Consider the following 24,615-nt stretch of genomic DNA (forward strand, 5'->3'; position numbering starts at 1 on the left):
GTTGGCAGTAATTTGAAATGACGAACTTTAAAACTGAAAAAGATAAATTACTATTGGAATTAGATTTCGAAATTAAACGGAATCTTGACAATGGAATTCTAAAATCATTGTATCGGAATTTGAATTCATTACAATCTGTTTCTGACCTGAATGGAATTTTAAGTAGACTTGTTGTTGACAGCCTCGATTATGAATTTAAAATCGGAGAAAAATTAATTGAATTTGAGAATTATTTCTCTGACTTTTCTAACTCAATTCGTTCAGCTGAATTGAAACGTTTAGCGAAAAAATTAATTAAGGAAAATACGAGAATTACATTTTACGGAAAAGCTTGGTCTGAAAGTAAAGCGAATTGGATTTATTTTGACAAAGTGTTTGACTTAAAAAAAATGCGGAACAAATTCGAATTTGGAGAAAATATAATTGAACATCAGAATTTGGACATTAGGTCTGGATTAGAAAGCGGATTTATTGACAAAAATACTAACGAGGGAATAATGGGAAAAATAAAAACTACTGCCAACAATGTATAAAAATAATTGCTACATTAGTGCTTAAACAAAGGTAGTTGCAGTTTTGTTACGTCTGATTTTCCTGCGGAAAATCCTCGCACACAAAACCGCAACTATTCTTATACGAGACCGTTGGCAACAATTAAGAAATGAACTTATTTAGACAATTTTTTAAAAAAGAAACCAAAAGCATTAGTGATGATTTTTATAATCGTGCCAAACTTGCAATTGAAATGTCCATTAATTCTTCCGTTGATGTGCATAAAACACTTTTAAAAGAAAAAAATTGGAGTCAAATATTATTTTGTAATAAAAGTTTAAGTTCTGGACTATTACGTCTTCACATGTTAGAAAGAAGAAGTAAAATAAAATTAGGTTCTGAAATAGAATTTAAAAATAAAGAAATAATATTAGATTCTCTTTTCAGTATTATACATAAGACAGAAGTATCAATAGCTGATGTTTATTATCAACTAAACCTTTGGATTATTCATAATCGATTTGACAAAATAAACGAACTTATTAAAATAATTCACCTTATCAAACCCTCAAGATATAGAAAACAGAGTCTGTATGAAAAACACTATATGAATTTTTTAAATTTCCTGTCTAGGAATACTGAAAAAATCAATCATGACTTTATTCAAAAAAGCCATAAAGACCCTATTATCACTTACTATTCTTTATTCCCTGAATTGTATGACGGAATTTTGAATAAAACCGATATAAAAGATAACATTCTAACTATTAAAGATGAGTACAAAATTTTACAAAAGAAACTATTCAAAGACTCATCTTCTTTGTACGGAGGATTTAAAGACACTGAAGTAGTAACAAATTTCACATTAGAGGTTCCTTTGAAAATATCCAGTAATATAGACAAATTAAAAGCTGACTAATAAAATAAAAAACTATTGCCAACATTGTATAAAAATAATTGCTCGACAAGCGTACTTGGGAAATTCCTTCCGAATTTTCCAATGGCAGTTTTTATTTGGTAATTTAGTAACCTAACCAAGCAACTATTCTTATACGTAACCGTTGTACAAAATATAACCACTCAATCCCATTTAGAATTTGACTGACCAGAAAGTAAATCGATTTTTAATACCTATTGCGGTAATCGTTGTAATATTTTCTATTTTCAAAACGATTAAGAATGACAAAAAAGAGGAACAACTGAAATTAGAAAATAATTATGTGATTGGAGAAATTACAGACCATAAAGTAACAGGTTTAGCCGAAACCTATCATATTTATTATAAGTATAGCGTTGATGGAACTGAATACTCAAAATCTGTAAATTATAGTTTTAAATATTCAGATTGCCAAAGAACAAAAAATTGTATCGGAGTTAAGCATCCTGTATACTATGACATAGAAAATCCGAATAATGCATTTATGGACTTTAATTCAACGGAATTAGACCTAAAAAAACTGAATATTCAAAAAAAGAGGTTTAAAGAACGGATTGATAATTAAAAAAAGGAATAAAATACTGTGTACAACAACGGCTATAATTCATTGCTTCTGACTTTCCTTTCGGAAAGTCCTCGCAGATTTGCTATCTTCGGTTTACGGCGGAAAATCCTCGCGGATTTTCACGCAACGAAATCATAGCCAAAACCGTTACCTGCAAGCTGAAAAAAAAATCCGTAAATGGAAGAAATAAACGAACTACAATTTAAAGAATTACTTGCTTCTACGGAGATTTCTGAACACAATGACCTTTTAATAAATTTTGAGAGTGTAACTAATGTAAACTTAAATAAAGTTACTCTTTCAAATAAGTTTAAAAACTGTAAACTTACAGGTAAAAGAGTTGATTTTATGAACTTGAGTCTTGAAGAGAACTCTGAATTAACTCATTTTTTTAGCTTTGATAATTGCGAATTTGAAAACGATGTTTATTTTAAAGATTGCTTTGTTCAAGAGATTAAATTTTCAAATATTTCAAAGCCAATTAAAAACTTACATTTAGCACCAAAAAAGCTTGGATATTTTACTTTTGAGTGTTCGGAAAGTTTAGAGCGAGAAATATTAAATGAAATTAATATTACTATCCATAATTGTGAAATTGTAAAATTTTTAGACTTCTTACATCTAAAATCAACGGGCAATTTACTGATTTCTCGTTGTAAAATTAATCGGGTTAAAATCCACGATTCCAAGTTCAAAAGAATAGATATTGACCATTGTAATTTTGTTAGTGATTTTCAATTTACTCTCAATTCTGTAGAGGATAGTTATTTTAAACATAACGAGTTTAATAAAACAAATTTTTCACTCACAGATTTCGGAATTGACGCAGAATTTTCTTTTAATGATTTCTCTGGAACTGCATTGTTTGAGAAACTAAAAAACGAGAATAGAACTAGAGTTAAATTCAAGAGTTGTAATTTTATGAAATACACATATTTCAATAAATCAACTCTTTATGACTTATATATTGATACTTCAAAATTTCAAGAATTTACTTCTTTTCAAGAACTAGAGTTAAACTCTATATTTTTAGACAGAACCATATTTGAAAAATCTGCTTTTTTTGATGACATTGAAATTTTTAAATTCAGTAAATGCAACAAAAGAACTTTAAGAAATATAAAACAACAATTATTACGAGCTGACAATAAAATAGATTACGACAATTTCCGTGCTCACGAACTTAATTCATACAAAGAAGAATTAAAGAAAAATATTAAGTCAAAACCAAAAGCTAATCGGAAAAAATTACGGAGAGATTTAACAATTTTACGAGTAAACTCATTCTTCTCAAACAACGGAACTGATTGGGTTAAAGCAATTAAAAGAACTTTATTTGTTGCGATTCTATTTTATTCAATATTTTATGGAATTCATAATTCCGAAAGAGAAATTGATTTGTTAAATACATCTGCTTATAGTGAGTATTTTATTGGACTATTTAGGTACTTTTTGCTAACTGACTTTCATAATCCTTTAGTAAATAGTAGAGAGTATTTGACAAGTGTTTGGGAATGGATTCCATTTATTTTCGGAAAGATATTTATTGGAATCGGAATTTATGAAATTTTGGTTTCATTTAGAAAATTTAGGAAATAAAGCCAGCAGGTAACAACGTATAAACGCAATAACGGCTGAATTTCCTAATCGGAAATTCAAGCCTTTTTATTATCTTGGTTGCGTCAGCGGAAAATACTCGCGCATTTTCCCGTTACTGACGCTTATACAAAACCGTTAGCAAACATAACTCACTCAAGTTTAAAAAAATAGAATTAACACAATGAACCATTAACACTATATGAGAAAATACTTATTAATTATATGCCTAATCTGTTTAAGCTCTTGTATAAAAAATTTAACTGATGAAGAATTAATAGAAACATATCAAGAATCGATTAATAATCATAAATGGAAAAAGGCTCTTGATTGTGTAAAAGAAGGATTAATAAGAAAACCTACTGATACTTCTCTATATTTTAGTCAAGCATTATGTTTGAAAAATATAAACCCTATAAAGAACCATCAAGAGGTTTTAACAAACATAAATATATACCTTAATCATTATAAAACATCTAGTCGGGGGAGATTATTAAAATATATAAATTACTACGAAAATGATCTATTTACAGAATCAATTGAAGAAGTAGAAAGAATCGAGAAATATTACGGAATTTCAGCCATTACACTTTTGATGAAAGCAAATGCTCATTTTTTAAATAAAGATTACAAAAATGCTGCTTTTAATTATGAAGAGGCAACAATGTACCCTAACTCTATAGAAAAGTTTAAAGCTATTTATTATTATAAAATTTATTCCAAATATTTTGCAGGAAACAAAGAAGGGGCGTCATGGGATACAGCTTTTTTGGAAAATTACGGGCTTGAAGAAGATATGGAATTGATGAGTTTAATTTCAAAAGACCAACTCAATATTGATGACTATAATAAAATCCCCTTTTATGCAGAATCAGAGAACTTTGATAAAGAAATTAGATTAAAAATAAATTTAAGCTATGACAGGCTTTTTAAACCCATATATACAGAAAAATTATTTTATGAGCCTAGAAAAACAGTAAAAGACTTAAAAAACTTAGATAAAAATCTAGAACTTCTCAATTTAAGTTCTTCAAATATATCTGAGCTTCCTGATAACATAAAAGTATTTAAAAAATTAAAGGCATTAGATTTATCGAGAAACAGAATCAAAGATTTTGATAAATTATTTAATCAATTAGGTGAATTACCAAGTCTTGAATATTTAGAATTAGATTATTCAAATCTGAAAGAATTTCCTTCTTCTATATCCAAATTACAAAAACTAAAAGGTTTATCAATTGAAGCTTCAAATATTCGTAAACTTCCACCAGAAATAGGAACACTAAAAAACTTAGGTTATTTAAGTATTCGTAATAATGGAAAAATTAAAGATTTACCAAAAGAAATAAAATATTTAAAAAATTTAAATTGTTTAGATGTTTCAGGAAGTGGAATTCAAAGATTAAGAGAAGAAGTTGGTCTATGTTACAACCTAATTTCAATTAAGAGTAATGCTTCTAAAGTTAAAACGATACCGCATACAATAGGCAATTTAAAAAACTTGAGGTCGTTAAATTTAGGTTTCAATAGAATTGAGACTATTCCTAAAAGTATTGGAGATATTAATTATTTAACCAATCTTGATTTAGGTAGTAATGAAATTAGAGAATTACCAAAAACAATTAAAAATTTACAAAACTTACAAATGCTAAGTATTGAATTTAATCGCTTTAGAAAATTCCCATCAGAAGTACTAGAATTAAAAAATCTACAAACGCTGTGGCTTCACAATAATAATATACCGCATTTACCAACTGATATAGGTAACTTAACAAAACTCACTCACTTGTTAATAGACCACGAAGTTATTTCTGATAAAAATATCAATCAAATAAAAGAAAGAAATACTAATATTTATATAGTAAGAGAAGATTGTAGAAAATATGTAGGAGGTATAAAAAGAAAAAAATAACGTTTGCTAACAATGTATAAAAAACATAGGGCGTTTGTGCTAAATCGAAAGGTCTATGTCTATTAACAAAGTCCGCTAAATATAAAATTTGGCGTTTATAGAAGAAAAGATAAAAGCAAAATATTTATATTTAGCTAAGTAATAAACCGAAACGAATGTGCTTATTTATTGCCCTACGTTTCTTATACTAAACGTTGTGTGCAATTTGAGAAATGAAAGACATTTTAAAATCAATTTTACTTATTCTAATATTTTTAATTGGAATTATTGTTAGTCCATTCCTCTGGTTCATTTCTCTATTCATAGGAAATGACAAAACGGAATACTACCATACTATAAGGAAATTTATACGTAGAGAAGATAACTGTAATGAACATTGGAACGAATCTTTCCATTCAGAATCTGACTTTATTAAATTTGAAAAAATATTAGAAAAGAAATTTACACCAATCGCACAAACAATTTCTTATTCACCAAAAGTTAAGTTTCTAATTTATGAATATGGAGCGGAAAATTGGGAAGGTGGATTAATTTATGAATGTGCTAACTGTAAATCTCTTTGGGAATTATCCCATCCTGAAAATGCTTATAGAGGATATTTTAAGTCAATTAATCTGAATAAGAATGAAATTGAAAAATATTTAAAAAAATAAAAACTGCACACAACAACGTGTAAAAATAATTGCTATTTTTAGTACAAAACAAAGGTAGTTGCAATTTTGCACACTCGGATTTTCCGTAGGAAAATCTGCCGCGTACAAAACCGCAACTATTCTTACACCAACCGTTGTAGGTAATTAAAAACTCACTAATGAAATTATTGTTAAGATTTTCAATTTTACTTCTGATTATCTCTTGTACTTTGAATAAATTCAGAAATGACGAATTAATTGGAGAGTGGAATACTTTTTATATAATCAATAGTGACAATGTAGATTTAGCAAAAAATTATTCACAAAAAAGTATTTTGACTAAACCACTATCTATTAGGAGAAATGGCTTTTTTTTAATTCAATTAATTGACTCTGCGAATACTTATTTAACAGGAAATATAGAAAGAATTGATTCAACTAAAATCAAAATTATCAACTCGAATTATTCAAGACTTAATGGAACTTACAATGTTTTTATCGAAAAAAGGTTAAGAAAAGGTTCATTGACAAGTTATTTAGAATTAACTTCTGATCAAAACCTGATAATAGCGGAAAGGTTTGAAAAAAGGATTAACCCAAAATGGAAATAAAACTACCTACAACAACGTGTATAGTTCATTGCTTGTTGATTTTCCTCTCGAAAAACCCTCGTACTTTTACTATCTTTGGTTTATAACCGAAAATTCTTGCGAATTTTCTCGCAACAAATCATAACACAAAACCGTTGTGCAACATTTGACAAATCACACGCAAAAAATGAATTCGGAAATATTTGAACATATAAAATTCATATTAATTGACTCAATAAATGATGATATTCAAGGAATGTATGAATTGAATTATGCTGTGAAAAAATATTACTCTGAATTGGAAACTCAAAACGAAACTGAGTTTGTTTGCGGAAAAATACTCTCTGAATTGATTTCGGAAAATTATGTGAGAATTATTAAAATGACCAATCCTGAATTTAAAGTAATTGAATCACTTGAGACCGAAATCGGACTGAAAATAGCGTCGGACAAAACTAATTGGACTGAATATGAAAATGAATGGATTTATGGAATTGAAAGTGTGGATGTGAAAAAATCAGTTGAATTGGAAAATATACTGTACGAAAAAATAAAAACGTTGCACAACAATGTATAAAAATAATCGCTCAATTTTGGGCTTAACCAAAGGTCGTTGCAAGTTTACTACGTCTGAATTTCCTTCGGAAATTCCTCGCACGTAAACCCGCAACTATTCTTATACTAACCGTTACCTACAATATGAGAAAGACGATTTTTATACTAACATTTTTTATAATCATTAGTGCTTTTTCACAAGAAAAAAAACTAGGAAAAAGTGAATTAAAGTATTACAAAGAACTAATAAAACATTTTAAGTCTAAATCAATAAACAAAGATTCAATTGACTGGGAAAATTTTGAAAAAAAAATATTAAAAAAAGCTCTTATTTCTAGAGATTCAGCAATTAAAACAGCACTAACTATAAACGGAGAAAGTCACTCTTTTTATTACAAATTAGATAATAAAATAAGAATCTATGGAAATTTTGAGTCAAAATCTTTTCTTGGAAAAAGAAAGAAAATAAGTGATATTAAAATTAAAAATACTGGTTTTATTAAAATAAACCACTTTATTTCATCTAAAGTAAGTTTAAAAGAAACAATTGAAAGTTCTAAAATTTATATAAATAAGAATATTGAAAATATTAAATCTAATGATAGTGAAAATTTAAAATGTTGGATTATTGATTTAAGAAATAATGGAGGTGGGCAAATGTGGCCAATGATAATTTCATTAACTCCTTTTTTAAAGGAAGGAAATATAGGATATACAATTAAAGGGAAAAAAGAAACCAATTGGAGAAAAGTGAATGGTGAAATCTTATATGGAACAAGAAATAAAACGAAAAAATATTTAGGAAAAACTTTCAATTATTCTCTAAAAAACCCAAGAGTGAAAGTTGCTGTATTAATCAACGAATGGACAGCAAGTTCTGCAGAAGCAACAGCAATTGCAGTTATGAGTAATTCTAATGTAAAATTTTTTGGAACTAAAACATTAGGTTATCCATCTAACAATACAAGTATTAAAATGAAAAACGGAGATTATCTTCATTTAACAACTGGATTTTGGAAAAATCATCTTGGAAATAAAATTTCAAAATCGATAATACCAGACGAAATTGCAAATTCAGAAAAAGACTTGATTGAAAAAATAACAAATTGGATAAATGAATAATACTGTAGGTAACACCGTGTATATTTTATTGCTTTCTTTTAGCCAACTTACGAAAATCCTTGCGGATTTTCTATTCAGTATTTATTTGCTAAATTTACGCTAAACCAACGCAACAAACCATACACAAACACGTTATGTGCAATTAAAAACAGCTATGAAAGATTTATTATTGTTTAGAAATAAGCAAATTAATGTTACTGAATTTGAAAAGAAAAACAACTTGAATCTTCCTCCTGTATATAGGTCATTCATTTCTGCATTTAAACCTTATTTTGGGTTTACAAATTGTTTAGACGAATCTGATAATATTGAAAAGGAATTTATGACTCATATATTCTCTTCTGTTAAAAAAGAAAATTATGAAATTGATGATGATGAATTGAGTTTTGAATCATTTATAGATTTAGAAGATTTATTAAAATATGATAGTCAAAAGTCATATATAGAAGAATTTGACTTATTACCTATTAGTTATCATGGTCATGGAGGGTCTTTATTTATTGGAATGAAAAAAGACAATCTTGACAAAATATACTATGCCATTGATTCTTATGAATTCAAATTTTTAGCTGATAATATTTTTGATTTATTAAGTCAATTTAGGGTAGTAACTGTAAATTACGATTTCGAAAAATTAGATACTAATAAATTATATAAAAACTGGAATGAAGATTTTTGGAGACAAAAAAGCACATAACAATGTATAAAAAACATAGGGCTTTTGTGTAAACTCCAAAGGTCTGTGTATTTTTATGAAGTCCGCCAAATATAAAACTTGGCATTTTCAATAAAAAAAATAAAAGCAAAATATTATATTTGGCTAAGTTATAAACCCGAAATGTAGTGCTTATCTTCTGCCCTACGTTTCTTATACTAAACGTTGCCACACATTAGAAAAAAAATATAATGCTGAAAAAGAAAACCCTAATTATAATCATATTAATTCTTGTCGGAAATATTAATCAATCATTTAGTCAAGAATTAACAATCGACCCAATGTATCGAATTCAATTATTGATTCAAATGGAAAATTATGAATCCGCTATTGAATTTACTGAAAAGCTTAACGATAGTTTAAAATGTGAGAAATTGGAAATTTTAGGATTTAGTCATCGAAATTTAAATAATCATTCAAAATCGATTTCTTACTATGAGCAATACATTAAGGAATGTGACCCAAGTTACATTCAAAGAGTGAATTTAGGAGATAGTTACTATAAAACTAATCAACTAGAAAAGGCAAAAGAACAGTTTTTGATTGTAGAAAAAGAAGTGCCAGATTTAGGATTAGTTGATTATAATCTCGGATTGATAGCATATGATAGCGGAAATAAAGAAAAAGCAGTTGAATACTTCACTTCTGCCATAAATAAAACAAAAGGCGAAACATTAGATTTTGATTATGTTGAAATGCAAATTAAAATACTTAATGAATTAGGTAAATATGATACTGCGATTAAAAACATTGATACTATTTTAGAAATTTGGGATAAAAATTCTGTTGAATATAAATACACGTTGATTATCAAATCTTCAATATTTGGAGCAAAAAGTGAGTACATTAAAGCAATTAAAATGTTAGACCAAATTATTGAGACGGGAATTGAAAATGAAACGGTTTTACTTGAGGCTTATTCTTATCAACTTGACTTCTATTCGAAAATGAAAAAGAAGAAAAAAACTTGTGATATTTATCAAAAAATTAAGAATGTAAATTCCAAAGCTAGAATACTAAAAGAATATAAATGCGAATAAAAACGTGTGGCAACACCGTGTATAATTCATTGCTACTACTTGCCTACTTACGAAAATCCTCGCGGATTTTCTATTCGGTTTGTATTTGCTAATTTAGTTGCTGAAACACGCAACGAAATCATACACAAACACGTTGGCAATAATATGAAAAAACAAATTTTACTTATTCTTTTCGGATTGACATTAACTTTGTTAAATGCTCAAAAAAATATTATTGACTCAACTTTAATAACTAAAACCACATTCATTGAAACTATAAATCATAGCACAATTGACGGAAAACTGATTAAGCTCAAAGGCTATAATTATAACTCTATTTATAATCAAAAATATTCCAACGATACACTGACATTAATGTTTGCTAGAAAAGGACTTGGAAGCCAAATATTTAAACTAAATATCACTGACACTATAGTTCCTGAAATAATTCTATGGTCAGACTATCCCGCTTTTAATGGTAAATATTTTAAATCTCTTGAATTTGAACACTTAGAGATTATTGCGAATAAAAAAAATTACAAATCTGGCGACACAATAATGATTAAATTAAAATGTATATCTAAACAACACAAAGGACACATTGGACACCCTAAATTTGAATACAAAGGAACAATTAAACATATCCTAAAAAATTGATTAGAACACTATTGCCAACACCGTGTATAAAAAATTGCTAAATTAGTGCTTAAACAAAGTTAGTTGCATTTTTTGCTACTTCTGATTTTCCTACGGAAAATCCTCGCACACAAAAAACGCAACTTTCCATACACAAACACGTTGGCAGTAATTTAGAAAAACAATAATGACTCAAGAACTATATCAAAAAGCTCTTAAATTTGCTGGGCAAAAGCATAGTAATCAGAAAGTCCCAGGAACAAAAGCAAACTATCTTTTACATATTTCTAATGTAGCTATGGAAGTGATAATGGCTTATAACTTTGAAAGTTCTTTTAATTTAAACTTTGCAATACAAATAGCTATTTTACACGATACCATTGAGGATACTGATACCAATTATGAAGAAATCAAAAAAATATTTGGACAAGATATCGCAATGGGAGTTCAAGCCTTAACAAAAAATGAAAATCTGAAATCAAAATCTGAAAGAATGCTCGACAGCTTGAACAGAATAAACACATTACAAAAAGAAGTGGGAATTGTTAAAATTGCTGACCGCATAACAAACTTACAATCACCTCCTGAACATTGGAGCAGAGAAAAAATAATTAAATATCACAAAGAAGCTCAAATCATTTCAGATTTACTTAAAGAAAAAAACAATTATCTAAATAAAAGATTAGAATCTAAAATATCTGACTATGAAAAAAATATAATAAAGTTTAAGCCTAAATAGAAAATTAATATGCATACAACTTCAAAGAACTATTTAGAATTAAACAACCAAGATTGGTTTAACAAACTAACTTTAGATTCAGTTTTCACTCTTAATGGACTAAAGATTGCAGACTCTGAAAACCTTATTGATAAAAGCTACAAATCTACTGTTTTCAACAATACAGAAAAAGATAATCGAAAAATATACAGATCCTCAAATTATCAAAACCATTATAAAGTCAAAAATGGTGAAATTATCGGATTCGGTTTAGTTATTAAAAATATATCAAAACTTGATTTTTCTATTAAATTTGGAAAACCAATTTCTGAGTATGCTATAATTGGTCATATATATTCAATGGATTTGTATGAAATAGAGGGGTACGATTTGGTTTACACTAATTTTAGATTGGTTCTTGACCCTACAAAGGAAAAGTTAGAATCTATCCAATTCGGCACTAAATTACTTTACGGAGATGAATAAAACTACTGCCAACAATGGCTAAAATCAATACGGGTTTGAGTGTCTAATCCAAAGTTTAGTGTATTTTTATAAAGTCCGCCAAATCTTTTGATTTGGCTTTAGAATAGAAAAAAATAAAACAAAATAAAAAGTTTTGGCTAATCGCTTAATCCGAAATTAAATGCTAATTTAATCCCGTACTAACCTTAGCCGAAGCCGTAAGCTGACAAAAAATTCGTGAAATAAGAAAATGGGAGTATTTGACTTTTTAAAAGGTAATAAAAAAGGTAAATCGGAAAGAACCGAAAAGCCATCGCCTGAACAAAAGTTATTCTTTGAAAAAGCTATGGAAATCGTAATTCCGACTTTTGAACAGTTCGGATTCCAAAAACACCGAATTGAAATCGGAAAACATTCTTCGACAATAATTTACCGAAAAGACAAACAGTATCTTAAAATATCAAGTAGCACTTATCCAAGGGATTATCCTTATCACTATAACATAATACTTGGAGAAGGAAATAGCGAAGACTTTTTTGAATACGACTGGAATTCAATTGCACTCTGGAGATTTAAAAAGGAAATTAATCCAGAATTAAAAGTAACGGAATATGAATTCCCAAAGGATAACGGAATTGAACCAAGTTTGAAAAATGCTAACTCTGAATTAATAAAATACGGACTGACTTTTCTAAATGGAGAATTGGAATTGTTCCATAAAATTAGAAAAGAGCAGAATAAAGACAGAGAACCTTACAAGATTCACTCACCTGACAAAAATGGAAATTACCAAACGTCATTTGAACCGAAAAGTGTGGAACAAAAGAAAAAATACAGTTGAATAAAAAAAGCCTACACACAACAATGTATAACCGCAATTACGGCGGATTCGACTACGTCCGAATCCACTCGAAATTGCTAAAGCCTGTGTCAAACAGAAAATAAACGCTAATTTAACCCGTAACTGACGGTTATACGAGACCGTTGTAAACAATTTATGAGAACCGAAAAAATAATAATAATTTTAGTCCTGATTTTGACATTTAGTTGTCAAACAGGAAAGAAAGAGTCGGAAACAAAAACTGATTCGAAAACTGAACTTGAAAATCAAAATTCAGAAATAGAATTAAATTCTGACACCAAGACTATCTCAAAAAATGATTCTGAAAGTGTTACTTTCCGAAATATAACGGATTTAGAAAAATATAATGGATTTGAAAAAGTAAGTGCACAAGTTTTAGGTAATTCAGATAAGGCTTTGGTTTACATTCAAAAAGACAGTTTGAAAGTGTTGATTTTAGAGAAAATAATTAAAAATTCATCCCCTATACCTAATTATTCAATTCTTGACGAAGTGAATTTGATATTTAAAAATTCTGACCAATACGTTGCTTTAACTCAATGTGAATTAATTGAAAATCCAAATGAAAGAATGGTTTTTAGTTTGGTAGAGAATGAGGATGTTGAATTTTTTGACAAAATATTAAAAACTTGGTTTATTGACTTAAAGGAAAATAAATTCAAGGAAATTGAATCGAAAAAAGTTAACTGTGAAAACGAATGGTTTGGTTATGATGGATAAAAACTGTTTACAACAATGTATAACCGCAATTACGGCGGATTCGACTACGTCCGAATCCACTCGGAATTGCTAAAGCCTGTGCTAAACCGAAAATAATCGCTAATTTAACCCGTAACTGACGGTTATACGAGACCGTTGGCAACAATAATGAAAATGAAAAAGATAATTCTAGTATTGATTTTAACAACAACCTTTACGGAAACTTTCGGATGTAGTTGTAGTTCAATGAAAATTACAAATGCTTATTCTATTTTGGATTTCATTGGAATTATTGAATTCAAAAGTTTGACAGAAATTGAAAATAATTACGGAATCTATAAATCTACTTTTGAAATAAAAGAGCTATTTAAGGGAAAAGAAAATGAGAAAATATTTGTAGATAGTATGAAAGATAGTTCTTGTTCTTTTATTCCGCAAAAGAATAGCAAATATTTAATCTTTGGTTACAAAAATACAGACGGGGAAATTATGACTTCCTTCTGTCTTGCTCAAGGAAATCCAGACAAAAGAAGTTTATCTATTTTAAGATATTTAAAAAAGAAAAAAATTGAGAACGAAATAAGTTCTAATCTAAGACAAACTCTTAACAATGAAATTAATTCTAATCTTTTTGAAAAAGCAATAAATGGGATTTTCCTCTACAAAGTTATTTTAAATTCAGATTTGAGAATCAAAGAAATATTACCCTCTAATGAAAATGCTAAACGAAACTTTAATGAAAAAATCAGAAAAGAATTAACTAGTAAAATAGGTTATAAAATAAACGAAGTAGATAAAGGAATAAGGACTGAAAATCTGATTTCATATATAATTCTAACCTGGGAATATAATTATGAAAATGATAAAATTATAACAACAACTAAATTATAAATTACAGTTGCCAACAATGGCTATAATTCAACGTTCCGAATGAATAAGAAACAAAATTTACTAACTTTAAAACGGCTGATTTCTACTAAGGAAAAGTCTCCGACTTATTCCACGCCGAAATCATAGCCGAGACAGTTAGGCAACATAAAACCAAATATGAATCTACAAAAACTAAATGGTGAAATTGTATTAAGAGCTATAGTCGTTTTTATCATTGGGACAATTTATGGAATACTAGATAAAGGAGAATTTAAAGAAGGGTCGCTTATTGGAGATGGCCTAGGGCACTTGATTCTTTCTTATGGCTTGGGATTGATTTCATTTTACACATATAAACTCATCTCTAGAAAAAAATACCCTGATGGAAGAAAAAGGAGAATAATAATTTGGAATACCTCTATTTTTTGGGCATTATTTATTCTCGTATGGCTTGGACTATTATAAACCGACAGAAACTAAAATAACACCTAAATGAAATATTTAAAGAGTATTAAAAAAAGTTATTAATGAACAAACCTGACTTCTTATTTCTACTACTTGGAGCAAGTTACTCCTCTTTCAGATTTGCTAAAGAATTTGTGAAAAACGACTTAAAATCTGAATTCAAGTATGATTTAGAATTAAATGTTTCTCACGACAATCCTGAATTAAAACAATTTGACATTTATCCAGATGATAACGGAAAGAAATACTTTGATTTAACTGACAAAGAAGTAGTCGAAATTCTATGTCGAAAAAACAAAATTCCTGTTTGGATTGATATTGCAGTCTCTAAATCTGACAGAAAGAAAACAACATTTAAACTTCTATGTGCGGGTAGATATTCTGATGATAAAAATGAATTCTATTATACAGATGGTGGTTCTGGACCTTTTGGAATTAAAAGCCCTAATCATCCAATTGGTTATAAAGAAGGAACTAAATTTAAACTGAAAAAGAAATAACGATTGCCTAACAATGGCTATAATTAATACGGGTTTTGGTGCTTAACCCAAAGTGTAGTGCTTTTTAACTAAGTCCGCCAAATCTTTTGATTTGGCTTTAGAACAAAAAAGATAAAACAAAATAAAAAGTTTTGGCTAAGTGCTTAATCGGAAATTTAGTAATTTTAATTCCCGTACTAACCATAGCCGAGACGTTGCACTGCATTAAAATCGACACCGAAAACAACATCTAATTAATAAAAAACAAATCTGAAATTATTAATTCTATTCTGACAAAAAATTATCAGTTGAAAACCTTTTGCTGAAAGAAATGGGGAATTTTGATGTTTCCAATAGAATTAGAAAAACAAAAAACCTTCATTTCGTTACTACACGCTCCGATTGCGATAAGTCAGACAAATAAAGGTTACCTCAAATATACAAAAAATAACTTTCGTTCCTGTTTGCGCTTTGTTGCGTTAAGGTGATTTTTCTTAATTACTAACTCTAAAAAAACAGAAACAACTGATATTTAATATGTTTTAAATAAATATTTAATACTTCTTTTTTGCGTTAATTTCGTTTATTAAAAATATTCTTTAACAAGTATTGAATAGCCTCTTCCTTTGTTAATATTACTCTCTTATCTTTCTCAACATAAAATTTATTAATACTAAACTTTTTCTGTAGCATTTCAAACAACAACCTTTGCTCTTCTTTTGGAAGAGCTTCTGCTACTTGATATACTACTTTTGCGTTCAAAACTTATCTTAAAAATGATATTAAAACGCAATAATAGTATGTTTAAAATATAAAAAATAAGCTAGGTTAGGTTAGGTTAGGTTAGGTTAGGTTAGGTTAGGTTAGGTTAGGTTAGGTTAGGTTAGGTTAGGTTAGGTTAGGTTAGGTTAGGTTAGGTTAGGTTAGGTTAGGTTAGGTTAGGTTAGGTTAGGTTAGGTTAGGTTAGGTTAGGTTAGGTTAGGTTAGGTTAGGTTAGGTTAGGTTAGGTTAGGTTAGGTTAGGTTAAAATGAAATATTACTCTATAATGCACAACACATTAAGGTTATTATTTCATTAATATAAAAATAATCTTCTAGTAACTCTGGAATATACTTTTCTAAAAAACGCAATTAATGTAAAGAAATAAGCTAAACATGGAAAAAATTACAAAGTCAAAATCTCATTTCTCAACAGATAAAAATCCAAAAAAGTTACTTAATTATATATAACTAGTTGGCACGTATAATCAAAACCTGGTTGATTCTAAGAAACTTTAAAAAAAAAAGGAAAAACTTACTATAAAAAAGTTCCAAATGGCACACTAGTAGTTCTAATTACTTTCGCTCAAAAATGAAACATTAATCAGATATAGACTTTACGCAAAAGCGCAAATAGAAACGCAAAAAATAAAAACAACTACTCAAACACAATTAATATACTTGCTATCAGCTAGTTAACAAAATCCATCTAAGAAAAATGTCATTTCCGCAAGAAAACGCAAAGAAAGCGCAAAACGCAAAAAAGAGTTATTTGATTACAAAAAAGCTCTAATTGCCAAAGGTTCAAAATAACTCACTACTCTAAAATTATAGTGTTTGTAAGTTTATTCAAAAAGGCACAAACTTTATTTTCTATTATTCTATCAATGAAGAATAATCTTCTGGTAGCTCAGCATCAATATCTCGGAGATATTTATCTAATGCTGTCATGGTCGTATGACCAGTGATTAACATTAATTTACTTTTTGATTCAAATGGTGACATTGTTTGTCGTATTTCTCTATATAGTTTTGTGATAAAAGTATGTCTAAAACTGTAAAGTCCATATTCTTTACCTAGTTCAAAATGCTCTTTTACTTTTTTGAATCTTTTTGTAAAATGATCTCTTTTATTGGTCTCATCAATATTCCATATACCTCCTATTTCTTTCTGAGTAAATAAAAATGACTTAGGATCTTTTTTAGAAAGGTTAGGAATCTGATTTAATAATATTTCAGGAATAATTTTAATTTTTACAGGACTATTCTTTGCTTTTACATACAGTTTCTTATCTATTATATCAACATCTTCAACTCGTAATCTACAAACTTCAATAGGACGTAGAAAGTTGTACGAAACAAATTGAATAAATAGTAATAAATGCTTATTATTATCTTCTAGATAGTTATAAATATCTTCTTGAAGTTTCGGGGTGTATGTTTTATTTCTTTTCGGAATAGATTTCAATACATTAATTTTCTTAACATAGTTTTCTAAAATCAATTCATTATCCTCTAGCATTTGAAATAAAGAACTAATATCTGTTCGCGTATTATTTCTATTTCTAGCACTTGTATCTTGTAACACTTCATTCAAATACTCTATAATAATTTTCTTATTTAAAGTATCTATTGATTGGTTTTCAAAACCCTTCCTCTTAAGCCATTTGCTAAAACGAATAATTCTACTTTTATACTTAGTAAAAGAATTTTTATTCATTAACCTTTTCTTCAATTTAAGTCCTAACTCAAAAGCCTTATCAATTGAAATTTCACTTACTTCCTTCTCTTGTTTTGCGCTTTTTTGTGTTCTTTCGGAAAGCGCAAAAGAATTTTGTGAAGCTGTTTTAAGTTTTTCTTCTCCGAATAATTCTGCTTCTAATAATGAATTATCTTCATAAGGGTTAAAACCAGCTTGCAGCAATTGAAATAAGGCTCTTTGCATTGTTTTCAAAAATGCAATTCGTTCCCTTTTCGTTTTTAACTTATTTACACCTGCTTTTATATAAGGCTGTCTTTTTAATTTTAACGTTTTAGGGTCTCGATAAGAATAATAAACAAACCAATCCTTACTTAAAGCTAATTCTTTTTCTGTTTTAGTGAGCTTTGACCACTCTGAAATTAACACCCCTCCAGTGTAAATTTTAGGTTCAGAAAAATTGAGTTTCATATCAAAAACGTTTACGGTAGCGTTTACGGTTCGTAAAAGTAAAAAACTTAAGGGCATAAAAAAACGGATTGTCGTAAACAATCCGTTAGTTTTAAAAGCTTTAAGCTTAGTAGCGGGAACTGGACTCGAACCAGTGACCTTCGGGTTATGAGCCCGACGAGCTACCTACTGCTCTATCCCGCGATTTGCGGTTGCAAATATACAACCTTTTCTTTCTTCTATCCAAATAAAACAATACTTATTTTGAAACTATTTTATAACTCACACCATAACAGCACAATAAAAAACAATAAATCTTAAGTAAAACAACTTATCTTTGCCACATGATACATAAAGCAGGATTCGTAAATATTATTGGTAACCCAAACGTTGGTAAATCAACTTTAATGAATGCATTGGTTGGTGAAAAACTTTCAATCATTACTTCTAAAGCACAAACAACTCGACACCGTATTTTAGGTATCGTAAATAATGAAGATTATCAAGTTGTTTTTTCCGACACTCCAGGAATTATTCAGCCAGCATATGAATTACAATCATCAATGATGGATTTTGTAAAGTCTGCTTTTGAAGATGCTGATGTACTTATTTACATGGTTGAAGTTGGAGAAAAAGAACTTAAAAATGAAGCTTTCTTTAAACGAATAATTCACAGTGAGATTCCTGTTATCTTATTATTAAACAAAATTGATAAGTCTTCTCAAGAAGAAGTTGAAGAGAAAATAGCTTATTGGAGAAATAAAGTACCAAACTCTTTTGTTTATGTTATTTCGGCTTTAGAAAAATTTAATGTGGAAACTGTTTTTTATAAAATTATAGAACTGCTTCCTGAAGCGCCACCTTTTTATCCAAAAGATCAACTAACTGATAAATCAGAGCGTTTTTTTGTAAACGAAAAGATTCGAGAAAAAATCCTACAACAATACAAGAAAGAGATCCCTTATTCTGTTGAAGTAGAAACTGAGGAATTTGTTGAAGAGGAAGACATTATTAAAATTCGCTCGGTAATTATGGTTGAACGTGATACTCAAAAAGGAATTATCATTGGGCATAAAGGAAGCGCAATTAAACGTGTAGGAACTGAAGCTCGAAAAGATTTACAAACTTTTTTTGAGAAAAAAGTATTTCTAGATTTATATGTAAAAGTGAATAAAAACTGGCGTTCAAATGAGCGTCAATTAAAGCGTTTTGGTTATAAAGACTAGCTGGTTTTTATTTTATTTAACAACTCTTTTGTAAACTTCTTTAATTCGTCCATTTGTTTTTTACCTGTAGACTTACCTATGGTTCCGACAAAGTATAATAACACCCAAACTATTGGCAAAACAAACAACATTACAATAGATAATAAAGAAGTTTTATTTAGCGACCAATTGCTATAGGCTATTACTCCAAAAACTAAAAAAGCAGTTGCTACAAAAAAGTGAAGAAACATAAAAAGTGTCCAAACTTGAGGCTTGGGTCCAAACAATCCTTTAATAACAGAAGTTTCTTTTGTTAACTCTTCTATTTCAATATGTAATTGAGGAGACCAAAAATGTGTTTCACTCTCAGGAACATCAATAACTACATGGTTATCTACCATTTTCATCTTGTACTTAGAATCATCAAGTGTATGCTTACTAATCTCTTTTAACAAAGCGTCTGACTCTAAATCAAAATTTATTTGAAATCGAGGTTTTAAAAAAATCTGATTGTATAACTGATCATCCATAAAACTAATTTACTTCAAAATTTAATTTCATAGTAATTGAAGCTGTTTTTTCTTTTGATGATGTATTATAAGTTCCTCCCCAAGAATAATTCTCATTTGAATTCTGACCTGTAATTTGGAAAATTCCCATTTTAGCAGAAATCAAATCTCCTAAACTCTCACCTGAATTCTCTGCTATTTTTTCAGCTCTAGAACGAGCATCAGCAGTAGCTTTACTAATCATTTCAACTTTTAAATCAGCTAACTTTGTATAATAATATCGTGGGGGCTGTGAATAAAACTGAATTCCTTTATTCAATAATTCTGTTATCTCACGAGAAATTTTCTCAACTTTTTCTACATTATTAGATTCAACTTTTATCGATTGCGTTAGTCTATAACCCAAAAACTCTTCTCCCATATATTTTCCTTCAGGAGAATATTTAGTTCTTGTATTTTTATTACTTTTTACAGCTTTAAAAATTAATTCTTCAGGTTTAATGCCTTTAGACATTAAATAGTCAGTGATAATTTTTTTGTCTTTTTCTAAATTATTATACCCTTCTTTTAAATTTGGATTCTCCTTCGAAAAAGACCCCTCCCAAACAATTAAATCTGATGTAAAATCTGCCTTACCTAAACCAGTAACAGCAATATTTCCTTGAGGTTTATTTCTATTTATAATCGAATTCCCTAATAAATAAGCAGCAATTACAATAGCTATTCCAAAAATTACAGCATTTAAATTCGTGTTCTTCATAATCATTTTTTTTATTCATATAAAACTACAACAAATATTGCAACGTTAAATTGTATCTTTGCACAAATTTTAACAAAATGAGTAGTATTGTAGCCATTGTTGGTAGACCTAATGTAGGTAAATCCACTTTATTTAACCGCTTAGTTCAACGTCGTGAAGCTATTGTAGATTCTGTTAGTGGAGTTACAAGAGATAGACACTACGGGAAATCTGAATGGAACGGAAAAGAATTTTCGGTAATAGATACTGGTGGGTATGTTGTTGGTTCTGATGATATTTTTGAAGGAGAGATACGTAAACAAGTTCAGTTAGCAATTGATGAAGCTGATATTATTGTTTTTGTAGTCGATGTTGAGCAAGGAATTACTCCAATGGATGATGCTGTTGCTAAAATATTACGCCAAGTTAAAAAGCCTCTTTTTATGGCTGTAAACAAAGTTGACAATGCAATGCGTGATGCTGATGCTGTTGAGTTTTACAACTTAGGTTTAGGTGATTACTATACTATTTCTTCAATAAACGGAAGTGGAACTGGTGAATTATTAGATGCTGTTGCGGAAGCTATTCCAGAAGAGGAAGAAGAAGAAGTAAACGAACTACCTCGTTTTGCAGTTGTAGGACGTCCTAATGCTGGTAAATCTTCATTTATCAATGCGTTGATTGGAGAAGATAGAAATATTGTTACAAATATCGCTGGTACTACTCGTGATTCTATCGATACAAAATACAATCGTTTTGGTTTCGAGTTTAACTTAGTAGATACTGCTGGAATTAGAAAAAAATCGAAAGTAAAAGAAGATTTAGAATTTTATTCTGTAATGCGTGCCGTTCGTGCAATTGAACATTGTGATATTGCTATTTTAGTTGTGGATGCTACTCGTGATTTTGAGGGTCAGGATGAAAAAATATTCTGGTTAGCTGAAAAAAACAGAAAAGGAATCATTATTCTTGTTAATAAGTGGGATTTGGTAGAAAAGCAAACCAACACAATGCGTGATTTTGAAGCGCATATTAGAAAGAAAATTGCTCCTTTTACAGATGTGCCAATTGTATTTATTTCAGTATTAACAAAGCAACGTATCTTTAAAGCAATTGAAACTGCTGTTGAAGTTTTTGAAAACAGAAAACGTCGTATTCAAACAAGTAAACTAAACGAAACAATGTTGGAAATCATGGATCATAATCCACCACCAGCAACGAAAGGAAAGTTTATCAAAATAAAGTACTGTATGCAATTACCAACGCATACACCTCAATTTGCATTTTTCGCGAATTTACCTCAATATATTAGAGATCCATATAGACGTTATTTGGAAAACCAATTACGTGAGCGATATGACTTCAAAGGGGTTCCTATTAGTATTTATTTCAGACAGAAATAATATTCATTAAATATTTTTAAAAAGCCATTATTTAAATAATGGCTTTTTTATTGGTAACAAGATAGTATCAGTAGTAAAAAACGACCAACTACTTACAATTTTGTAAATTTGCAGTTAGAAAGAGATAGAAAACATGGAAATAAGGCAACCTAAAAGCTTACAAAACATAGAATTACCATTACACCTTAACATTAGTTTTGAAAAGGTGTATGATATGTTACGTGGATATGCTAGTGAAGAACAAAAGGATCATCCTTTTTATGCTTCTGCTACTATCTTAGTAAAAGAAGTAGAAAAACATCCTGAACTAATTAATGGTTTTTCTGACTTTTCTCTTTTAGAAAAACATGATGAAATTATTAATCTTTTATTAGAAGGTTTATTTCCAATAGCACTTACAGATAATGAAATTAAAGCTGCCACTATTCCATTTACTTTCACTTCTTTTAAGTTTACCAATCGTTTTGAAAATATCATAAAAAATGCTGGTAACGATTATGAGTTAAAAGTTCGAAATTTCGAAGAAGATTTAATGTACATTCACTCTTGTATATTAATTTTAAACATCGTTTATCAACATCCAGTAGATTTAAAAAGGCCTTTCTTTTTTGATATTCCAGATAAAAACTCAGGAATTATAAAACACTATCGTGTTGCTTTCAATGGCGACTTTATGGAAATTTATCCAAAAGAAAATGCACCAAAACTAACCAAAGAAGATATCGAGATGTTGTTAGATAATTTCAACAACATAGATGTTTGGAAAGAAAAATTTCCTCCAAACTCATATACTTTTAAGGGATTTGGACTAATGAATTTATTTGATGTTACTGCTGACGAAACTATTTCTTCAGTTAGAAACACCTTGCTAGAAAAGCATGATAATAATATAAATGAAAAGCTTCAAAAAGATTTAAGTGAGTTTTTTAACATTAAAGATTTAACCACTGGTTTTTCAGTTTTTGACACCTCTAGAAAAACACTAGAATCTACTCGTGTAAAAAAATCAGAAAGTCTCATTTTAAACGATGAACGCTCTATTATGTGTAATCAGTTTTTCTGTAATCATATTCTAGAAAAAATATTTTGCAAAACTGAAGCTGTTACTATTTCTGATGTTGAGAAATATGGAAGACAATCAAATCAAAACCCATTTTATAAAAGACTAAAAGAAAAAGGCATAGGTAGCCTTATATTAATTCCTATAAAAGCTTCTTCAAATAGCGATTTGGCCTTAGTTGAAATAGCTTCACCAAGACCGTATGAGCTAAACACAGTTAATCAACAAAAATTAAAAGATTTAATTCCTGTTTTTGAAGCTGCTGTTGAACGTTCGGCAGACGAACATCAAAATATTTTAGAAGCTACTATTCAAGAGCATTATACCTCAATTCATCCATCTGTAAAATGGCGTTTTTACGATGCTGCAGAAAAATATCAAACAGATGTTTTTAATAAAATTGAGAATGTTAAAATTGATCAAATAGTTTTTGATGATGTGCATCCTTTATATGGACAGTCAGACATTAAAGGATCGTCTATTGCAAGAAACGAAGCTATTAAAGAAGATTTAACAACTCAACTTACTTTAGCTATTTCTGTTTTAAAAGAAGCTTGTAAATCGGAAGAATTACCTATCTACAAAGAACTAATGTTTCGTGTAGAAGAATATCTTTTAGAAGTAAAAAACGGCTTAAAAGCAGGAGATGAAATTGGAATTCTTGACTTCTTAAAACAAGATATTTATCCTGTATTTAGTCATATTAAAGAAATCAATACTGATTTAGAAGTACTAGTTACAACCTACATGGATCGCTTAGACCCTAATTTACATGTTGTTTATGAAAAGAGAAGAGCTTACGAGCATAGTGTTACACTTTTAAATGATAAACTTGCTAAGTTTATTGATGCTAAACAAGAAGAAGCACAAGTAATGTTCCCTCACTATTTCGAACGTTATAAAACAGATGGTGTAGAGTATAATATGTATATCGGGCAATCGTTAACGAATGAAAAAAAATACGACGATTTATACTTATACAACCTAAGATTATGGCAATTACAGGTAATGTGCGAAATGGAAAACGTAGCTAATACAGCTCGAAAATCTATGGAACACGATTTACAAGTAGCTTCATTAATTTTAGTACACAGTAATCCGTTAGCTATTAAATTTAGAATGGATGAAAAGCAATTTGATGTTGATGGCGCTTACAATATTCGATATGAAATTATTAAAAAACGTATTGATAAAGCACATATAAAAGGTACCGACGAACGATTAACTGTTCCTGGTAAAATTGCCATTGTTTACTCACAAGATAAGGATGCCCGTGAGTATTTAAAATACATTAAATATTTACAATCAAAGAACTTGTTAGGAGAAGTTGAAAACCTAGTGTTAGAAGATTTACAAGGTGTTTCAGGATTAAAAGCATTACGTGCAGAAGTTATCTATCAAAAAGATTTTGATTCTGAAAAAACAATTACTATCGACGAACTGATTGAAGAGTTTAAGTAACC

Annotated in this window: 26 protein-coding genes and 1 tRNA gene; 22 read left to right on the plus strand and 5 right to left on the minus strand. The window is 28.9% G+C overall.

Translation table 11 applies throughout. The annotated features are described in order from the left end of the window. The first annotated feature begins 17 nt into the window (after window positions 1-17). The 19 genes from H3Z83_RS11775 (at window position 18) to H3Z83_RS11865 (ending at window position 15,350) form a co-directional block, all read left to right on the plus strand. Complete coding sequence (locus H3Z83_RS11775; protein ID WP_182125697.1) at window positions 18-533, plus strand: hypothetical protein; 516 nt, start codon at window positions 18-20, stop codon at window positions 531-533. Between the two features lie 128 nt (window positions 534-661). Then, on the plus strand, window positions 662-1,411 hold the full coding sequence (locus H3Z83_RS11780) for a hypothetical protein (RefSeq protein WP_182125698.1): 750 nt from the start codon (window positions 662-664) through the stop codon (window positions 1,409-1,411). A 178-nt stretch (window positions 1,412-1,589) separates the two neighbouring features. Then, window positions 1,590-1,994 (plus strand): DUF3592 domain-containing protein, encoded by a 405-nt coding sequence (locus tag H3Z83_RS11785; protein WP_182125699.1) that lies wholly within the window; start codon window positions 1,590-1,592, stop codon window positions 1,992-1,994. A 177-nt stretch (window positions 1,995-2,171) separates the two neighbouring features. Beyond that, entirely contained in the window at window positions 2,172-3,593 is a 1,422-nt protein-coding gene (locus tag H3Z83_RS11790) for a hypothetical protein (RefSeq protein WP_182125700.1), read from the plus strand. 199 nt (window positions 3,594-3,792) lie between these two features. Continuing rightward, entirely contained in the window at window positions 3,793-5,502 is a 1,710-nt protein-coding gene (locus H3Z83_RS11795) for a leucine-rich repeat domain-containing protein (protein WP_182125701.1), read from the plus strand. A 212-nt stretch (window positions 5,503-5,714) separates the two neighbouring features. Beyond that, a complete protein-coding gene (locus tag H3Z83_RS11800; RefSeq protein ID WP_182125702.1) occupies window positions 5,715-6,155 on the plus strand; it encodes a hypothetical protein in 441 nt (146 codons plus the stop codon). Window positions 6,156-6,313: 158 nt separating this feature from the next. Further along, a complete protein-coding gene (locus H3Z83_RS11805; protein WP_182125703.1) occupies window positions 6,314-6,745 on the plus strand; it encodes a hypothetical protein in 432 nt (143 codons plus the stop codon). Window positions 6,746-6,911: 166 nt separating this feature from the next. After that, entirely contained in the window at window positions 6,912-7,301 is a 390-nt protein-coding gene (locus tag H3Z83_RS11810; RefSeq protein WP_182125704.1) for a hypothetical protein, read from the plus strand. A gap of 122 nt (window positions 7,302-7,423) precedes the next feature. Further along, window positions 7,424-8,401, plus strand: coding sequence for a S41 family peptidase (locus H3Z83_RS11815; protein WP_182125705.1), 978 nt, complete (start codon window positions 7,424-7,426; stop codon window positions 8,399-8,401). A 154-nt stretch (window positions 8,402-8,555) separates the two neighbouring features. Then, window positions 8,556-9,098, plus strand: a complete 543-nt coding sequence (locus tag H3Z83_RS11820; RefSeq protein ID WP_182125706.1) for an SMI1/KNR4 family protein — start codon at window positions 8,556-8,558, stop codon at window positions 9,096-9,098. Window positions 9,099-9,307: 209 nt separating this feature from the next. Next, a complete protein-coding gene (locus tag H3Z83_RS11825; RefSeq protein ID WP_182125707.1) occupies window positions 9,308-10,156 on the plus strand; it encodes a tetratricopeptide repeat protein in 849 nt (282 codons plus the stop codon). A 39-nt stretch (window positions 10,157-10,195) separates the two neighbouring features. Then, window positions 10,196-10,792, plus strand: coding sequence for a hypothetical protein (locus H3Z83_RS11830; RefSeq protein WP_182125708.1), 597 nt, complete (start codon window positions 10,196-10,198; stop codon window positions 10,790-10,792). Window positions 10,793-10,958: 166 nt separating this feature from the next. Further along, the gene (locus tag H3Z83_RS11835) at window positions 10,959-11,510 is read left to right on the plus strand and encodes an HD domain-containing protein (protein WP_182125709.1); all 552 of its coding nucleotides are present in this window, start codon (window positions 10,959-10,961) and stop codon (window positions 11,508-11,510) included. 9 nt (window positions 11,511-11,519) lie between these two features. Continuing rightward, the gene (locus H3Z83_RS11840; protein WP_182125710.1) at window positions 11,520-11,975 is read left to right on the plus strand and encodes a hypothetical protein; all 456 of its coding nucleotides are present in this window, start codon (window positions 11,520-11,522) and stop codon (window positions 11,973-11,975) included. A 229-nt stretch (window positions 11,976-12,204) separates the two neighbouring features. Next, a complete protein-coding gene (locus H3Z83_RS11845) occupies window positions 12,205-12,795 on the plus strand; it encodes a hypothetical protein (protein WP_182125711.1) in 591 nt (196 codons plus the stop codon). A 156-nt stretch (window positions 12,796-12,951) separates the two neighbouring features. Continuing rightward, entirely contained in the window at window positions 12,952-13,536 is a 585-nt protein-coding gene (locus tag H3Z83_RS11850) for a hypothetical protein (RefSeq protein WP_182125712.1), read from the plus strand. Between the two features lie 153 nt (window positions 13,537-13,689). Continuing rightward, window positions 13,690-14,406: a hypothetical protein gene (locus H3Z83_RS11855; RefSeq protein WP_182125713.1), complete on the plus strand. Its 717-nt coding sequence runs from the start codon at window positions 13,690-13,692 to the stop codon at window positions 14,404-14,406. Between the two features lie 156 nt (window positions 14,407-14,562). Continuing rightward, the gene (locus H3Z83_RS11860) at window positions 14,563-14,850 is read left to right on the plus strand and encodes a hypothetical protein (protein WP_182125714.1); all 288 of its coding nucleotides are present in this window, start codon (window positions 14,563-14,565) and stop codon (window positions 14,848-14,850) included. A gap of 62 nt (window positions 14,851-14,912) precedes the next feature. Then, window positions 14,913-15,350 carry a hypothetical protein gene (locus tag H3Z83_RS11865; protein WP_182125715.1) on the plus strand — a complete coding sequence of 146 codons (438 nt, stop codon included), beginning with the start codon at window positions 14,913-14,915 and terminating at the stop codon, window positions 15,348-15,350. A 552-nt stretch (window positions 15,351-15,902) separates the two neighbouring features. Here H3Z83_RS11865 and H3Z83_RS11870 read toward each other — a convergent pair. The 3 genes from H3Z83_RS11870 to H3Z83_RS11880 all read right to left on the minus strand — a co-directional run bounded on the left by H3Z83_RS11870 (window position 15,903) and on the right by H3Z83_RS11880 (window position 18,440). Then, window positions 15,903-16,091: a hypothetical protein gene (locus H3Z83_RS11870; RefSeq protein ID WP_182125716.1), complete on the minus strand. Its 189-nt coding sequence runs from the start codon at window positions 16,089-16,091 to the stop codon at window positions 15,903-15,905. An 873-nt stretch (window positions 16,092-16,964) separates the two neighbouring features. After that, window positions 16,965-18,257, minus strand: a complete 1,293-nt coding sequence (locus tag H3Z83_RS11875; protein WP_246337566.1) for a tyrosine-type recombinase/integrase — start codon at window positions 18,255-18,257, stop codon at window positions 16,965-16,967. A gap of 110 nt (window positions 18,258-18,367) precedes the next feature. Further along, window positions 18,368-18,440: transfer RNA gene (locus H3Z83_RS11880), tRNA-Met, on the minus strand. A 110-nt stretch (window positions 18,441-18,550) separates the two neighbouring features. On the opposite strand from H3Z83_RS11880, the gene era reads away from it, so the two are divergent. Further along, window positions 18,551-19,462 (plus strand): GTPase Era, encoded by a 912-nt coding sequence (era, locus tag H3Z83_RS11885; protein ID WP_317167229.1) that lies wholly within the window; start codon window positions 18,551-18,553, stop codon window positions 19,460-19,462. On the opposite strand, the gene H3Z83_RS11890 is transcribed toward era, so the two are convergent. Then, window positions 19,459-19,971, minus strand: a complete 513-nt coding sequence (locus H3Z83_RS11890; protein WP_182125718.1) for an ABC transporter permease — start codon at window positions 19,969-19,971, stop codon at window positions 19,459-19,461. The two genes, era and H3Z83_RS11890, sit on opposite strands and share 4 nt — an antisense overlap. Window positions 19,972-19,975: 4 nt before the next feature. Continuing rightward, window positions 19,976-20,710 (minus strand): SIMPL domain-containing protein, encoded by a 735-nt coding sequence (locus H3Z83_RS11895; protein WP_182125719.1) that lies wholly within the window; start codon window positions 20,708-20,710, stop codon window positions 19,976-19,978. 77 nt (window positions 20,711-20,787) lie between these two features. Here H3Z83_RS11895 and der point away from each other — a divergent pair, with 77 nt between their 5' ends. Both der and H3Z83_RS11905 read left to right on the plus strand, forming a co-directional pair. Beyond that, window positions 20,788-22,092: a ribosome biogenesis GTPase Der gene (gene der / locus H3Z83_RS11900; protein ID WP_182125720.1), complete on the plus strand. Its 1,305-nt coding sequence runs from the start codon at window positions 20,788-20,790 to the stop codon at window positions 22,090-22,092. 133 nt (window positions 22,093-22,225) lie between these two features. Next, complete coding sequence (locus tag H3Z83_RS11905; protein WP_182125721.1) at window positions 22,226-24,613, plus strand: GAF domain-containing protein; 2,388 nt, start codon at window positions 22,226-22,228, stop codon at window positions 24,611-24,613. Window positions 24,614-24,615 lie beyond the last annotated feature (2 nt).

The organism is Tenacibaculum pelagium (assembly GCF_014062345.1).
In the GTDB taxonomy this organism is placed as follows: Bacteria; Bacteroidota; Bacteroidia; order Flavobacteriales; family Flavobacteriaceae; genus Polaribacter; species Polaribacter pelagius.

Bases quoted from the DNA above. Each gene is read 5' to 3' on its own strand.
- H3Z83_RS11775 (WP_182125697.1), top strand. From the start codon at position 18: ATGACGAACTTTAAAACTGAAAAAGATAAATTACTATTGGAATTAGAT.
- H3Z83_RS11780 (WP_182125698.1), top strand. From the start codon at position 662: ATGAACTTATTTAGACAATTTTTTAAAAAAGAAACCAAAAGCATTAGT.
- H3Z83_RS11790 (WP_182125700.1), top strand. From the start codon at position 2,172: ATGGAAGAAATAAACGAACTACAATTTAAAGAATTACTTGCTTCTACG.
- H3Z83_RS11795 (WP_182125701.1), top strand. From the start codon at position 3,793: ATGAGAAAATACTTATTAATTATATGCCTAATCTGTTTAAGCTCTTGT.
- H3Z83_RS11800 (WP_182125702.1), top strand. From the start codon at position 5,715: ATGAAAGACATTTTAAAATCAATTTTACTTATTCTAATATTTTTAATT.
- H3Z83_RS11805 (WP_182125703.1), top strand. From the start codon at position 6,314: ATGAAATTATTGTTAAGATTTTCAATTTTACTTCTGATTATCTCTTGT.
- H3Z83_RS11810 (WP_182125704.1), top strand. From the start codon at position 6,912: ATGAATTCGGAAATATTTGAACATATAAAATTCATATTAATTGACTCA.
- H3Z83_RS11815 (WP_182125705.1), top strand. From the start codon at position 7,424: ATGAGAAAGACGATTTTTATACTAACATTTTTTATAATCATTAGTGCT.
- H3Z83_RS11820 (WP_182125706.1), top strand. From the start codon at position 8,556: ATGAAAGATTTATTATTGTTTAGAAATAAGCAAATTAATGTTACTGAA.
- H3Z83_RS11825 (WP_182125707.1), top strand. From the start codon at position 9,308: ATGCTGAAAAAGAAAACCCTAATTATAATCATATTAATTCTTGTCGGA.
- H3Z83_RS11835 (WP_182125709.1), top strand. From the start codon at position 10,959: ATGACTCAAGAACTATATCAAAAAGCTCTTAAATTTGCTGGGCAAAAG.
- H3Z83_RS11840 (WP_182125710.1), top strand. From the start codon at position 11,520: ATGCATACAACTTCAAAGAACTATTTAGAATTAAACAACCAAGATTGG.
- H3Z83_RS11845 (WP_182125711.1), top strand. From the start codon at position 12,205: ATGGGAGTATTTGACTTTTTAAAAGGTAATAAAAAAGGTAAATCGGAA.
- H3Z83_RS11850 (WP_182125712.1), top strand. From the start codon at position 12,952: ATGAGAACCGAAAAAATAATAATAATTTTAGTCCTGATTTTGACATTT.
- H3Z83_RS11855 (WP_182125713.1), top strand. From the start codon at position 13,690: ATGAAAAAGATAATTCTAGTATTGATTTTAACAACAACCTTTACGGAA.
- H3Z83_RS11860 (WP_182125714.1), top strand. From the start codon at position 14,563: ATGAATCTACAAAAACTAAATGGTGAAATTGTATTAAGAGCTATAGTC.
- H3Z83_RS11865 (WP_182125715.1), top strand. From the start codon at position 14,913: ATGAACAAACCTGACTTCTTATTTCTACTACTTGGAGCAAGTTACTCC.
- H3Z83_RS11875 (WP_246337566.1), bottom strand. From the start codon at position 18,257: ATGAAACTCAATTTTTCTGAACCTAAAATTTACACTGGAGGGGTGTTA.
- H3Z83_RS11890 (WP_182125718.1), bottom strand. From the start codon at position 19,971: ATGGATGATCAGTTATACAATCAGATTTTTTTAAAACCTCGATTTCAA.
- H3Z83_RS11895 (WP_182125719.1), bottom strand. From the start codon at position 20,710: ATGAAGAACACGAATTTAAATGCTGTAATTTTTGGAATAGCTATTGTA.
- der (WP_182125720.1), top strand. From the start codon at position 20,788: ATGAGTAGTATTGTAGCCATTGTTGGTAGACCTAATGTAGGTAAATCC.
- H3Z83_RS11905 (WP_182125721.1), top strand. From the start codon at position 22,226: ATGGAAATAAGGCAACCTAAAAGCTTACAAAACATAGAATTACCATTA.